Origin of the sequence: Candidatus Agathobaculum pullicola, from assembly GCF_052117205.1 — a bacterium.
Taxonomy (GTDB): Bacteria; Bacillota; Clostridia; order Oscillospirales; family Butyricicoccaceae; genus Agathobaculum; species Agathobaculum pullicola.
This window is the reverse complement of record NZ_JBQKJP010000026.1, coordinates 25,346-38,395: the sequence shown is the minus strand read 5'-3', so window position 1 is coordinate 38,395 and position 13,050 is coordinate 25,346. Positions and strand designations below refer to the sequence as shown.

General features: G+C 52.0%; 17 protein-coding genes and 3 pseudogenes. 7 read left to right on the top strand and 13 right to left on the bottom strand.

Going from position 1 to position 13,050, the window contains the following annotated elements; all coding sequences use genetic code 11:
• Positions 1-489: 489 nt before the first annotated feature.
• From ACTQ3V_RS10010 to ACTQ3V_RS10000, 3 genes are all read left to right on the top strand, one after another.
• Complete coding sequence (locus ACTQ3V_RS10010; protein WP_441467368.1) at positions 490-1,143, top strand: hypothetical protein; 654 nt, start codon at positions 490-492, stop codon at positions 1,141-1,143.
• Between the two features lie 337 nt (positions 1,144-1,480).
• Positions 1,481-2,176: an NYN domain-containing protein gene (locus tag ACTQ3V_RS10005; protein WP_441467367.1), complete on the top strand. Its 696-nt coding sequence runs from the start codon at positions 1,481-1,483 to the stop codon at positions 2,174-2,176.
• A 113-nt stretch (positions 2,177-2,289) separates the two neighbouring features.
• On the top strand, positions 2,290-3,756 hold the full coding sequence (locus ACTQ3V_RS10000; RefSeq protein WP_441467366.1) for a recombinase family protein: 1,467 nt from the start codon (positions 2,290-2,292) through the stop codon (positions 3,754-3,756).
• Between the two features lie 17 nt (positions 3,757-3,773).
• On the opposite strand, the gene ACTQ3V_RS09995 is transcribed toward ACTQ3V_RS10000, so the two are convergent.
• Genes ACTQ3V_RS09995 through ACTQ3V_RS09985 form a run of 3 tightly spaced genes read right to left on the bottom strand, consistent with a single transcriptional unit; the run spans position 3,774 to position 4,338 of the window.
• Complete coding sequence (locus ACTQ3V_RS09995) at positions 3,774-3,887, bottom strand: manganese catalase family protein (protein ID WP_302666192.1); 114 nt, start codon at positions 3,885-3,887, stop codon at positions 3,774-3,776.
• Positions 3,887-4,144 (bottom strand): spore coat protein CotJB, encoded by a 258-nt coding sequence (locus tag ACTQ3V_RS09990; protein WP_297274786.1) that lies wholly within the window; start codon positions 4,142-4,144, stop codon positions 3,887-3,889. Before ACTQ3V_RS09990 ends, ACTQ3V_RS09995 begins: the two co-directional genes overlap by 1 nt.
• Positions 4,141-4,338, bottom strand: a complete 198-nt coding sequence (locus tag ACTQ3V_RS09985; protein WP_441467365.1) for a spore coat associated protein CotJA — start codon at positions 4,336-4,338, stop codon at positions 4,141-4,143. The genes ACTQ3V_RS09990 and ACTQ3V_RS09985 overlap by 4 nt, the downstream gene beginning before the upstream one ends.
• A 126-nt stretch (positions 4,339-4,464) precedes the next feature.
• On the opposite strand from ACTQ3V_RS09985, the gene ACTQ3V_RS09980 reads away from it, so the two are divergent.
• From ACTQ3V_RS09980 to ACTQ3V_RS09970, 3 genes are read left to right on the top strand one after another with little or no spacing between them, the layout of a single operon-like run.
• Positions 4,465-5,025, top strand: coding sequence for a TIGR01440 family protein (locus ACTQ3V_RS09980; RefSeq protein WP_441467364.1), 561 nt, complete (start codon positions 4,465-4,467; stop codon positions 5,023-5,025).
• A 7-nt stretch (positions 5,026-5,032) separates the two neighbouring features.
• Positions 5,033-5,737 carry an HAD family hydrolase gene (locus tag ACTQ3V_RS09975; RefSeq protein WP_441467363.1) on the top strand — a complete coding sequence of 235 codons (705 nt, stop codon included), beginning with the start codon at positions 5,033-5,035 and terminating at the stop codon, positions 5,735-5,737.
• Positions 5,738-5,754: 17 nt separating this feature from the next.
• The gene (locus ACTQ3V_RS09970; protein WP_441467362.1) at positions 5,755-6,015 is read left to right on the top strand and encodes a TIGR03905 family TSCPD domain-containing protein; all 261 of its coding nucleotides are present in this window, start codon (positions 5,755-5,757) and stop codon (positions 6,013-6,015) included.
• Positions 6,016-6,061: 46 nt separating this feature from the next.
• Here the strand turns inward: ACTQ3V_RS09970 and ACTQ3V_RS09965 are convergent, their stop codons facing one another.
• The 10 genes and pseudogenes from ACTQ3V_RS09965 to ACTQ3V_RS09920 form a co-directional block, all read right to left on the bottom strand.
• Positions 6,062-6,718: a 4'-phosphopantetheinyl transferase family protein gene (locus ACTQ3V_RS09965; protein ID WP_441467361.1), complete on the bottom strand. Its 657-nt coding sequence runs from the start codon at positions 6,716-6,718 to the stop codon at positions 6,062-6,064.
• 132 nt (positions 6,719-6,850) lie between these two features.
• Positions 6,851-7,720, bottom strand: coding sequence for a 4Fe-4S binding protein (locus ACTQ3V_RS09960; protein ID WP_441467360.1), 870 nt, complete (start codon positions 7,718-7,720; stop codon positions 6,851-6,853).
• On the bottom strand, positions 7,713-7,859 hold the full coding sequence (locus tag ACTQ3V_RS09955; RefSeq protein ID WP_441362012.1) for a CD1871A family CXXC motif-containing protein: 147 nt from the start codon (positions 7,857-7,859) through the stop codon (positions 7,713-7,715). Before ACTQ3V_RS09955 ends, ACTQ3V_RS09960 begins: the two co-directional genes overlap by 8 nt.
• Entirely contained in the window at positions 7,856-8,467 is a 612-nt protein-coding gene (locus ACTQ3V_RS09950; protein WP_441467359.1) for a TlpA family protein disulfide reductase, read from the bottom strand. Before ACTQ3V_RS09950 ends, ACTQ3V_RS09955 begins: the two co-directional genes overlap by 4 nt.
• Before the next feature lie 312 nt (positions 8,468-8,779).
• Positions 8,780-10,522, bottom strand: coding sequence for a recombinase family protein (locus tag ACTQ3V_RS09945; protein ID WP_441467358.1), 1,743 nt, complete (start codon positions 10,520-10,522; stop codon positions 8,780-8,782).
• A 121-nt stretch (positions 10,523-10,643) separates the two neighbouring features.
• Positions 10,644-10,766, bottom strand: coding sequence for a hypothetical protein (locus ACTQ3V_RS09940; protein WP_441467357.1), 123 nt, complete (start codon positions 10,764-10,766; stop codon positions 10,644-10,646).
• Positions 10,747-11,130, bottom strand: coding sequence for a hypothetical protein (locus ACTQ3V_RS09935; RefSeq protein ID WP_441467356.1), 384 nt, complete (start codon positions 11,128-11,130; stop codon positions 10,747-10,749). The genes ACTQ3V_RS09940 and ACTQ3V_RS09935 overlap by 20 nt, the downstream gene beginning before the upstream one ends.
• A 97-nt stretch (positions 11,131-11,227) precedes the next feature.
• Positions 11,228-11,407, bottom strand: a pseudogene (locus ACTQ3V_RS09930) (virulence-associated E family protein); the annotation flags it as partial.
• Entirely contained in the window at positions 11,376-12,020 is a 645-nt protein-coding gene (locus ACTQ3V_RS09925) for a CHC2 zinc finger domain-containing protein (protein WP_002584324.1), read from the bottom strand. The pseudogene ACTQ3V_RS09930 and the gene ACTQ3V_RS09925, both read right to left, overlap by 32 nt.
• A gap of 65 nt (positions 12,021-12,085) precedes the next feature.
• A pseudogene (locus ACTQ3V_RS09920) lies at positions 12,086-12,298 on the bottom strand (MobQ family relaxase); the annotation flags it as partial.
• Between ACTQ3V_RS09920 and ACTQ3V_RS09915 the strand changes: the two are divergent.
• Positions 12,286-13,035 (top strand): annotated as a pseudogene (locus ACTQ3V_RS09915) (tyrosine-type recombinase/integrase); the annotation flags it as partial. The pseudogenes ACTQ3V_RS09920 and ACTQ3V_RS09915 sit on opposite strands and share 13 nt — an antisense overlap.
• Positions 13,036-13,050: the final 15 nt, after the last annotated feature.

Below are 13,050 nucleotides of genomic sequence, written 5' to 3'. Positions count from 1 at the left end.
CCAAGCAGCTCGCTATCCATAATCGCCACTCCAACAACTTTCCCATGAGGCCTCTAGGTTGGTTTTCTCCCTTAGAGTTCTCTGTCCAATATGTTTGACAAACCTACAAAATCAATATATTGCATATCATTGATAAAATATTGGTGTTCAAATTGGACACCAAAAAAACGCCCGCCCCAGTGGTGACGCACTGGAACGGGCAAAAATGGAGTGTTTCACACAGTCCTCCAACAACATTATACTTGATTGGCTAATTTTGTCAATCTTTGAGGGGGATATAAAATGAGCCTGAAAAAATTATCAATTGGCACGCTATGCGGCATTATGCTATTCACGTTTACCGGATGCGGGAATGCGACTTCGCAGCCAACATAACCAACAACCGAGCAGGTAGAAGATGCTGACTTAACGCTTCAATTAACTTTCTGGAATGATGACGCAACCGAGCCGCAAGAACCTGTCGAAAAGCAAGGGAAATTTACAGGCACTTTGATCGATGGGAAGCCGTCTGGCGAAGGTAAGTTTGTGACACAAAACTCAGCTGGTGACGAATGGTATTATGAAGGTGAGTTTACAGATGGCACGATAACTGGTCAGGGTGGATACTATTTGCCAGAATCCGATTATCAAGAAGTCGGTACGTATGAAGATGGACTGTTTGTTCCCACAAAGGTTGAACTCTTCGATAACATGATTCGTTGGTACTCGTCCTCAATGTTCAAAAAAACTCTGGAACTGAATGATACAACTTTAGAATTTTTGCAGGCGCATGAAAATATTTTTCCAGCTACAACCGAGGAAACAAAATCTGAAGCAATGAATCTTGTGGATTCCAGCATCGAATACAAGCACCTATCAAAATCAATCGATGACTATCTTGATAAACTGATTTATTTCAAAAATCAGGAGCTTATCCAAACCGAAGAATTCACAATATGGGGACATACGGTAACCCGAATGCTTACAATCAATCAGAATTATACCAATCATCACTATATTTTTTACGATGGCGCCATAGACGTTTTCGATGGTGATAATATTACATTTGTAAGCCTGCCTGTTGGTTCTGCTTCTTATAACAATGTAAGTGGTGGCTCAACAAATGTTATTGTGAGCATCGCATCTATCATAATTAAGAATTAACACCCCGCAGACCACAACCGAACACTATGTTTGCACAAGATTGGCTAATTTTATCAAATCCACGCAACAGTCAAGTAATTTTATTAAATTTTGTAAAAGTGTTTCACTTTTGCAATTTTCGGAATATTAATTTTACTGATATTGCAGCTTAGTGTCGTTTTTTGCTTTTATTTGCATTTATTTGCGTTTTTTGACGTGTTGACATATGCTTTTCAAGGGCATATTATAATGATACAGCAGCTATGCTGTATTGTTAAACCAGCCCTTGGAAGTAAACCTCCCACTATCCGGGAAGCGTTGAACCCAAGGGTTTTTTATTTGCAAGAGAGATACAGATATGATCCGTACCGCTATTATGGTAGACAGTGCCTTTTATCAAAAACGAGCCAACTTCCTTTTCGGCCCCAAAACCGGACAGGAACGCGCGGACGAACTGTATGAATACTGCAAACGGCATTTAAAGGATCGCAGCATCGGTGCAGAGGATAAGTACTTATATCGCATCTTCGTCTATGACTGTCATCCATCCGAAAAAACGATCATGCACCCGCTCACCCAAAAAAGCGTATGGCTCAAGAGAACAGACCTCTACACATGGACAAACGCATTTCATGCCGCGTTGGCATCCAAGCGTAAAGTTGCGCTTCGTATGGGCGAATTGCTGGAAAGCACCGCCGGATATGTGTTAAATGCTGATGCAGTAAAAAAGCTATGCCAAAAAGATATTTCTGTGGATGACTTGACCGAGGCAGATTTCCACTTGGATATTCAGCAAAAAGGCGTGGATATGAAAATTGGTCTGGATATTGCATCACTGGCATACAAACGCTTGGTCGATCAAATTATCTTGATTGCCGGTGACAGCGACTTTGTGCCGGCAGCTAAGCATGCCCGACGGGAAGGGATTGATTTTGTGCTTGATCCCATGTGGCATACCATAAAGCCAAGCTTGAATGAGCATATAGATGGGCTGCACAGTTGTGTTTCCAAACCGCCTCACAATACCAGCGATCCGTTTTATGTTGCGCATTGATTGTTTACGTCTCCCCGCAGACCACAACCGAACACTGTTTTGTTGTGGTCTGCATTTTTACACCCGCCAAAATCGAACAAATGTTCCATTTTTCGACAAAAGGAGGCCTTTTTATGCCCGCAACCGCTCCCGACCTGCGCATCGGCGCGGCCTATATCCGTGTGTCTACCGACGATCAGGTTGAATACTCCCCCGCCTCCCAGCTGGTCGAAATCCGCAAGTACGCCCGCGCGCATGACATCCTCGTGCCGGATGAATACATCTTTGTCGATGAGGGCATCAGCGGCCGCTCGACCGACAAGCGCCCCTCCTTTAACCGTATGATTGGAACGGCCAAGATCAAACCCAAACCGTTCGACGTCATTCTGCTTTGGAAGTTCAGCCGCTTCGCCCGCTCGCGCGAGGACAGCATCCTGTATAAATCCATGCTGCGCCGCGATCTGGGCATTGAGGTCGTGTCCATCTCCGAGCCGGTCGGTGATGATAAAATGTCCATCATCATCGAAGCCATGATCGAAGCCATGGACGAATACTACTCGATCAACCTGGCCGAGGAAGTGCGGCGCGGCATGACCCAGCGCGCCAAACAAGGCAGGCCAAACACCTACGCGCCCATCGGCTACCGCATGCAGGATGGCGCATACGTCCCCGACCCGGACACTGCGCCGGTCGTCCGCAAGATCTATGCGGACTTCGTCGGCGGGCGCGGCCTGCTCCAGATCTCGCACGACCTGACCGCGCTGGGCATCCGCACCCGCTTCGGCAACCCGATTGACAACCGCGGCGTCAAATACATCCTGCGCAATCCGGTGTATATCGGCAAGGTGCGCTGGACGCCGACCGGACGCACGCATCGCGTGTGGGATAACCCGGAAACCATGGTCGTGGACGGCGGGCACGAGCCGCTTGTCTCCAAAGAGCTGTACGAACAGGCGCAGCTGCTGCTGGACGAGCGAGAGCGGCGGCACAAACAGCACAGCCGCGAGGACGGCCAGCCGTTTACGCTCAAGGGGTTGGTGCATTGCTCCTGCTGCGGCGCGACGCTGACGCGGCAGAAAGGCCGCGCGACCGGCAAGGGCGGGCCGTCGCTGCAATGCCACAACTACGCAAGGGGACGCTGCCCGGAGTCACACAGCATCCAGATCAACAAGCTGACCGATGCCGTGCTGACGCAAATCGGGGAGGACTTCAAGCGACTGGATTTTGGCATCCTGTCCGCGGACGGCAAACGGCTGCAACGCGATAACCGCGCCGCCCTGCTCGCCCGGCAGCTCGCCCGCGAGGAGCAAAAGCTCGAGCGCATCCGCGAAGCCTACGAAGCGGGCATCGACACCCTTGCGGAATACCGCGCCCGCAAGGAAGCCATTGGGGCGCGGATCGCCGCGCTCAAGGAGAGCGCCCCGCCGCCGGTCAAGACCATCTCTCCGGCGGAGTTTGCCGCCGCGCATCGGGAGGATCTGAAAAAGCTGCTGGACGACGACACCGATCCCGCCGAAAAGAACCATATTCTGCGCGGTTTCGTCCGGGCAATTATTTTCCATCGCCAAACCAGCGCTTTTGTGATACAATATTATATATAGGAAACAGATAGCACGCGCTATCTGTTTTTGCTATTTGGCCCGCCAAGTTGTGTAATGACAATCTTTGCGGTCTGCGGATCGGGATTTTTGATATTAACAGGATATTGTAAGCGTTTATCGTATGACCACATTAGTTATCCTCTCCTTCCCACGGCCACGGGTCGTCAATCCAGCGCCAGTTGCCGACACGAGTATCCACCTCGCGTGCGGTCAACGGGCCGAAAGCATCCTCGTATTCCGCTGCGGCCTTATCAAATGCTGTGCGCATTTTGCTGTAATACGCCAGCGCCGCTGCGTTCTTGGGATGGCCGTCAAGGTACTGGATAACGTCCACCAGCGCAAAATCATACATGCGCACACGACTGAGCAGTTTTTCACGTTCGGTCATTGCGGAACGGCCTCCTCTCCGAGGAAGGGCTTATCGAGCGCCGGAAAAATCGTACCGCGGCTGAAGGCCAGCGCGGGTTCATACGGCGTATCAAAGCTTTGCGCCGGCACAAATGCCATGGCAAGCGAAAGCAGACGGGGATCAATGCTGTCCGCAGGCAGCGCCTGATCGCCCGAAGAATTGGTCGTATTCATATGCAGGTTGCTCCTTGTTTGTCGGTTTGAGGTCTTGCCTCAATTTCAGTGTATGCCGCAGGAAAAAAGACGGTGAAAGCATGGATAAACTGTGGTATACTGTAAGTGTCAAAGGAGGCATAAAATATGGAGCTTTCTGAAATCAGAGAACAGAGCGCCAAGGCGGCAGCTTTGGTGTGCGACGCGGCAAAGCTGCGCGCAGGCGATTTGTTTGTGGTCGGCTGCTCATCGAGCGAGGTGTGCGGAGAGCAAATCGGCACACATTCCAGCTTAGAGGTAGCCGAAGCGGTGTTTGCGGGCATTTATGATGTACTGCATGAGCGCGACATCTATCTTGCCGCGCAGTGCTGCGAACACCTTAACCGTGCGCTCATCGTTGAGCGGTCGGCGTGCGAACGGTTCGGACTGGATGAAGTCAACGTCATTCCGCAGCCCAAGGCGGGCGGTTCGTTCGGAACCACCGCTTACAAGCGGTTTGCCGACCCGGTCGCGGTGGAAAGCCTCAAGCAGTCCGCATCCGCGGGCATGGACATCGGCGGCACGCTGATTGGCATGCACATCAAGCCGGTTGTCGTGCCGCTGCGCATTGCGGTCAAGCACATTGGCCAGGCTATCCTGCTTTGCGCACGCCGTCGCGCCAAGTTCGTCGGCGGCAGCCGCGCGGTATATAACGAAAAACTTTTGTGAGGGATTTATGCGACTAAAAGCGGTACTTTTTGATTTGGATGATACGCTGTACAGCAGTTTCGGCGCGTGTGATGCCTATGCGTATGAGCGGCTCGCCGTCTGGGCGGAACAAGAACTCGGCATCTCCGGCGAGGCATTTGCACAGGCGTTTCGCGTCAACCGCTACCGATTGGGACGGCAACAGCCCGGCATGCCGCCGGTACATGACCGCGTACTGTTCGCGCAGGGCGCGCTCGAGCGGCTGGGCTGCAACGCCATCCGCTATGCGCGCAAGGCGCATCGGGTTTACTGGGACGCGGTGCTGGAAAAAATGGAGCTGCGTCCGGGCGTGACCGAGCTGCTGGACGATCTGCGGCAAGCCGGCGTCAAGACCGCCGTCTGCACGGATATGCTGGCGGATATCCAGATGGAAAAGCTGGAATATCTCGGTCTTGCGGACCGCGTTGACTATCTCGTTTCCAGCGAGGAGGCGGGCATGGATAAACCGGGCGCGCCGATCTTCTGGCTGGCGCTGCAAAAATGCGGCTGCCTGCCGCACGAGGCGGTGATGGTAGGCGATAACTTCCGGCATGATGTGCAGGGTGCGATGGATGTCGGCATAGCGGGCGTCTGGCTCAACTGGACCGGGTTGCCGCGGCCACAGGACGACCGCTCATACCATCAGGTGGATACATTCGTGCAGGCGGCGGAGCATATCCGCACACTGCTGTAAGGAGGACAGGAGCGAACATGCAGCATTTCGATTATAAGCCGCACGGCGTGTGCCCAATGCAGATTTCCTTCGATTTGGACGGAGATACGGTGCACAACGTCTCCTTTCAAGGCGGCTGCAACGGCAATTTGCAGGCCATCAGCCGTGTTGTGGAGGGCATGACCGTCGAGCAAATCGAGGGGTATTTCAAAGGCATTTCGTGCGGCGGCAGAGGAACCAGCTGCTCGGATCAGCTTGCAACCGCCGTGCGCGCGGCATACGAACAGAAAAAAGCGTAAGAAAAAGGACGATGCGACAGGCATCGTCCTTTTTTATTGGGAGACATTAGTTCATGATGTGTAAAACCGGCTGCTCTGCGTTCGCCTGCTCCACACATACCGCAAGACAGTAGTCGCGGTCGGCAAACTCGGGCAGGAAAAGCGAATAGCTTCCGGTGACCTCGTCACAATCCAGCCGCGGCGGCATCCGATGAATGTCGACCCAAAAGCTGCGCAGCGGCAAATCCAGCCCGCGTCCGGTGGATTTGACAAAACTCTCCTTGAGCGTCCACAGCTTATAAAATGTCTCATCCCGCGCGGAAGGCAAAACCGTATTGAGGTAACGCACCTCCTCGCGGTGAAAAAAGCGGGAGGCGACATCGCGCCGACCCGGCTCGCAGCGCTCGATATCCACGCCGACCGGATGGTCGCTGATTGCGCACACCGCCCAGTCGCCCGAGTGCGACAAGCTGAAATGGATGCCGGGTTCGGAAACCAGATACGGTTTCCCGCCTTCGGCAATCGAAATGGCAAGCGGGTGAACCACCCATGAATACTGCTGTGAAACCGCATATTCCAGCAAAAGTGATGCCGCAAAGCCCTGCGCTCTGGCCGCCCCGTGGCGTCGGTCCAGCTGTTCCAGACGGCCGCGGGATAAACGGGCACGAGATGCGCTGTCGTCCGGATTCACGGCGGATACCGGAATGGCATATACAGCAGTCAAGAAAATTCCCCCTAAAGATTTGCGTGTTGGTGTGATGCGTTGAAGTAAATGGTATCCCTATTATACCACGATGAAACAGCGGTTGACAATTATCTTTATCCGACTCCGTGGAAAAAATACATGCAGGACAATTCAAGCGTCTTTTTTTTGCCGTGCATGGCAGGGATTTGCTGTTTCGATCGCACCATGCGGACAGGCGTGCCGACAATCGCCGCAGCGGATGCACTCCATGCTGTTTGGCGTTTGCCACACTGAAATATCCAGCTTGCAAGCCCGTTGGCAGGCGCCGCACCGGGTGCATTTTTCCGCATTGATACGAAAACGGTACAGTGCAATTGGGTTGAAAAAGCCGTAAATCGCGCCGAGCGGACATAAGTAGCGGCAAAACGGGCGGTATACCACCACGCTCAGCACCAGAAGCACGACAAGAATGGCCGCCTTCCACGTGAACAGCCAGCCGAGCGCCGCGCGCAGCGGCGGGTTGGATGCAATCAGAGGAACACCGGCAAACAATGTACCGGATGGGCAGACATATTTACAGAACCAAGGCTGCCCCTGCCCTACGATGTCCAGTACGGTCAGCGGCAGGACAATGACAAACCCGACGAGGATGACGTATTTGAGGTATTTGAGCACACGATCACCCGGCAGGCGGCGCAGCTTTTTAGGAAAGGGGATCTTATCCAGCAGATCCTGCACCAATCCAAACGGACAGAGCCAGCCGCAGACCACTCTGCCCAATAACGCGCCGAACAACAACAGAAATCCGATCACATAGAAGGTGAATTTGTTGGTGCGGCTGGTGATGACGGCTTGAAAGGAGCCAATCGGACAGGAGCCGAGCGCGCCCGGACAGGAATAGCAATTCAGGCCCGGCACACAAACCAGCTTGCTCTCTCCCTTATAGATGCTGCCATTGGCAAAACCGGCGGCGTAACCGTTTGTCAGGGCAGCAAAAAGCAGCTGTACCAGTGTGCGGACATGGCCGCGCAGCTTACCCAAGGCCGATACACTCCATACAGATATTGACCGCCTTGCGGAATACAATTTGCGTTTCTTCGCGCAGTACGCCCAGCGCAAGAAACAATACGGCAACCGCCAATGTAATCACGGCGGCGCGATTACGGCGCAGAAAGCTCATGCCTGCACCTCAGCGAGCATGGCGTCGATGGTCTGCGCCCAGTTTTCCTTGCTCTGCGCGCTGATGATGGCCGAACCAACCTGCGCGCCTTCGCTGTCGACAAAAAACGTGGTCGGCACAGCGGCAATCTGCCCCAAAACCCCGTACAGATCCACGGAAGGCAGCAGATGCAGGTAGTTTGCGCCGGTTTGCTCCACGATGTCGCGGGCGGTTTCCACCTGTTCTTCGCTGATCGTGCCGTCTGTATTCAGCACATCAGAGACCATGCCGATGATCTGCACCTTTTTATCGGCATATTCCTGCGCAAGTTCGCCCAAAGCAGGCATTTCTTCGATGCAGGGCGTGCAAAAGGTTGCCCATACATTGACCATGGTCAAATCATAATCCGCTAAAACCGACTGATCGACGGTATTGCCATCCAAATCGGTCGCCGAAAAACTGCTGAGCACACCGGTTTGCTCGGCGGCTTGTCCGCTGTCGCTTTGCGCATCGGTTACGTTCTGTCCGGTCGTGTCCGTGCTTGCCGTTTGATTGGCTGAGGAACACGCGCTGAGCGCCAGCACACCGGCCAGCGAGATGCCCAGCAACGCCAATGGGATTCGTTTCATAGGACGCCCTCCAATAGTATGATTTGTCTTATTATACGAGGTAAAAAACCATTCTGTCAACACAAAAGAGGTCTGCTTCACTTACTTGTAATCATTTTGACGGACACATCCGATTTCCCGGGAAACATCCCGCGTGCAGAAATGTCCTGCCCCCATTTGCGCAAACAGCACAAACGGAAGCAGGACAATCTCTTTATTATTCTCTTGCTGAACAGGCGATTACGCCATGCCAAGCTCCTTCACACGAGCCTGCGCCGTACATACCTTGTGTATATAACGATGTACATTTTGAATTAGAGCTGTCCGGGCAGCTCACCGACGCAGGCTGCCCGGAAAAGGGATGGTGTGCCCCTCCTCATCAGCAAAAGGACCAAAGTGTAATTTACTATCCATAGAGCAGGTCGTGTACTTCCTCTGCCCGGCTAAATTCAGAAAGGCAACTGTGGGCTGCGGAGAAAAGTCCAAGCACCAGGCAAAGCGGGAATCAGACAGTGGTGTAACCTGTGAAACAAAGAGATCAATGAAATCCTCGCTTACCAGACCGTCATGCATTTCAACTGCTTCGCACAACGCTGCCTCAATGGCTTCCATATCCAGGTGTCCGGGATTGTAGTCCTCTGAAGCAATTTGAGCTTTGCTCTGACGAAGGGCCTCCATCTGCTGCTGAATTTCTATGGTCCGCTGGAGGAACTTATCCTGCTCAATCTCTCCACGGGCACGGACCACAACCAAGTCATCCAGCTGTTGTTGGAGCAACTGAATAGAATCATCTTTCGCTTTCATCAAATCTGCTCGACGATCTGCGTCTGGCTTGTAGCAAGCATCCAGCATTTTGCAGGTCTGGAGGACGATTTCTCTTTGGTCTCCCCATACCCTCTCAAATATTTTGGAGGCCATCAGTTCCAGCTTGCTTTGTCCAACCGGCTTGATCTCACAGATAGGTGTTGGATTGCCTTGTTCATTCTGAAGGCGGATGCAGGGCGTATCATGGTGTCGTTTGCATTCATATCCATAGATAGGCTTTCCTGCATTATTGGTTCTCCAACGATGTCGAAGCATGGGAGAACCGCAACGACACCTCATTTTTCTGCCCCATACATTCTGAGCCTGCTGAACACCAAAACTCCGCGTGCGGCCTTTTTCATCCGTCAGCCGTTTGGTCCTGCTGCGACGAATGGCGTTACACCGCTCGTACTGCTCCTCTGAAATGATCTGAGGAAAACCGCCTTTTACATAGACGAACTCACTCTCGTCGCGCTTGATCCGTTTTTGCTCCAAATAGTTGTTGGAATAGGACTGACAGTAAACTGTGTACCCCAAATAGTTTTTACGCTTGATGATTTTTGATACCTTCCCAGCATCCCATTTGACCTTACCCACCCCGTTTTTGCGTCCAAGGCGGGTCAGCTCTTTTGCTACCAAGGTTTCACCCATACCGGAATCATAGAGGTCAAAAATCATTTTTACGGTTTCCGCTTGATCGGGATCAATCTCGAACTGCTTGGTGAGTTTGTTCCTAGTATATCCGAAAATGTTCCCGTTTCCATAGAGGACGCCTTTTTCGCGGCTGACCCGTTGTCCTGCAAGAGAGCGTTCACTGATTTTGCGGCTTTCTTCCTGTGCCATAGTAGCCATAATGGTCAGTCGCAGCTCGCCATCACCGTCAAGAGTCCAAATGTTATCATTCACAAAATAGACTTCAATTCCCATGGCGGCGAGTTGGCGAACACAGACCAGTGCATCTACCGTGTTTCTGGCGAAGCGGCAGACCTCGCGAGTGACGATCAAATCGAATTTATGCTGTTTGGCATCCTCCATCATCTGCATAAAGGCATCCCGCTTATAGACCTGAGTTCCGGTAATACCTTGGTCAATGTAGCGGTTGATAACATTCCACTGAGGATGAAATCGAGCAACATCATCATACCACTGCATCTGATTCTGAAGGGCTTTGACCTGGGCCTCGTGTTCTGTTGAGGCACGGCCATATATAACTGCCCGGCAGGGTTTGTCCCGGAAAGAACGGGACAATGAGTACGGAGACATATTGTACATAGCATCTTCCTCCTTTATGGCTTCTGATTTGTTCTGACAAGGCGAGAATACCCGAAAACAACAGAATCAGCAATGATACGGACGCTGGCCTGATATCCTTGACAACTTGCCGGAAAAGTGTTCACTTTTGCGGATAGGTTTGCTTGACATTCAGATAGGTTGCCTCGTTGACAAGGCCCTTCTTGTAGAGCATATCAATCAGCTTTAAGCACACATAGGTGCGGTCAATAATCGATTCTTTCATGGATCATATCCTCCGGTAATTGATATTGCTGCGGTAACGCCGCAAGCCGAATTTTTTGGAGTGTTAACGCTGTAAGGCTGGACAATGTATAATATTCCACCGGATTAAGAGTAGATGTTCCACCTTCAGCGGCTCGCGCTGCCAAAGTATCGATACTGTGCCGAAGGGATGATAGCTCGTCCAGCAGGGATAAATAGTCTGCTGGTGGAAGCTCAACGGGGCGAATCTTTTTGACCAGATTGCGAATATACGCGCCTCTTGACGGTGCGCCAACCCTCCGGACCTGACGATCCAGATCCGCCAAATCATCTTCCGTGAAGCGCACATAAGCCACTTTTGTTGCGCAGACATCCTTTTTGTTCATGGCGTCGCCTCATTACCTGAATGGCGTTGCAGAACCTTGCGGGGAGCGACGATATTGTGCGTCGAACACGCGCTCCAGCTCTGCCTGGGCGCTCTGCCGGGTGTATGATGTCCTTGCGGTCAGTCAGGATGTTGTATGCGATAGCCCCTGAAAGCAGAGGGTCACGTTGGAATACGGTCAGGCAGTTCCGTATGCTCTGACGGACACCGCCTTTCTCGGTGGTTTCCAGCCCCGCCTTGATTTCCTCAACGCTCTGGGGCGGCTGCATGGCGTTCATAGTGTTTTTTAGTTCTTGCTGCGTCTGCGGCTGCAAGTTCTGCCATTCGCTGTTCAAGCTGTATCACATCCTTTCCGTAGTCCGTAATCAAATCCGCTTTTTCCTCTGTTTCCCCGAACAGCAGCACATCCAGCAGATATTCCACTTGGGCTTGCTTCTGTAAGGCTTCCACAAACCGGGGATGAAAGGCTTCCTCCGGGGAGTGCGGGGCGTAGTCCGTTCTCCATGCCATCAGCAGATGGAGATAATCGGCAAGAATACGGAAGCAGCGATTCTTTGCTTCCTGAAACTGTTCCTCCGGGGATTTCTGCCGGGTCTTGGGCTTTTTTACCTTTCCCGGCGGTTTCCAGTCCTCATAGGAAAGCCCGAAGTCCTGTGCCAGCTGTACGGCGGCTTCTTTCTTTCCCAGCCCATACAGGGCGGCGGCAAAATCAATCACATCCCCATCCGCACCGCAGCCGAAGCAATGGTAACGCCGATCCAGCTTCATGCTTGGGGTTTTATCGTTATGGAACGGGCAGCAAGCCATCCCGTTCCGACCTACATGGATTCCATAATACTCCGCAGCCTGTCTTGTTGTGACGGACTGCTTCACAGCTTCGAATACATTCAAATCTATCCCTCCTTGAAAATAAGAAAAGCACCTGACATTCTCTAATTGAAAATGGCAAGTGCCTGTTAAAGTTCCATATCCTGTTGTCTGTGTTTCTCCTGTGCCGGGGCGGTTCTTTGTGCTTTTTTCTCGTCAGTCTTATCCTGCAAGACTTCTTTGATGGGCTGCTTCTTGGGCGGCTCTTTGCTTTCCTCTGTGCCGGGTGTGGCTTTCCGTACCCAGTAGCGGATGTCCCGCAGCTTCTTCAAATCCTCCTGTACCTCGGTCAGTGGTATCCGGCATTGACAAAGAACCACAAGAGATCGTAACTGAGGACTTGCGAAAGTACCTAACAGAGTATCAGGCAAACCGTAAGTCAAGCAAGGTCACAATAGATAATATCCGCCGCATTTTGTCCAGCTACTTTTCGTGGCTTGAAGACGAGGACTACATCGTGAAAAGTCCGGTGCGCCGGATTCACAAGGTAAAAACAGCAAAAGTGATCAAGGAAACTTACACCGACGAGGCATTGGAAATCATGCGGGACAACTGCTGCAATGTCCGCGATCTTGCGATGATAGACCTTCTTGCGTCCTCTGGAATGCGTGTTGGTGAGATGGTTGCCCTTAACCGCGATGACATCAACTTCAATGAACGGGAATGCGTTGTTTTCGGAAAAGGGAGTAAGGAACGGATCGTTTATTTCGATGCCAGGACAAAAATCCATCTCCAAAACTATCTGGAAAGCCGCACAGACACCTGTTCAGCGTTATTCGTCTCTTTGACTGCACCGCACGACCGTTTGCAGATCGGCGGTGTAGAAAGACGGCTTCGAGAGCTGGGAAAAAGGCTACATTTGCCTCGTGTCCATCCACATAAGTTCCGAAGAACATTGGCAACATCAGCCATAGACAAAGGAATGCCCATAGAGCAAGTCCAGCAGCTCTTAGGGCATCAGAAAATCGACACGACTATGCACTACGCTATGGTCAAACAGCAAAATGTCAAGCTGGCACACAGAAAATACATAGGGTGAGGTGTCACAATGAAA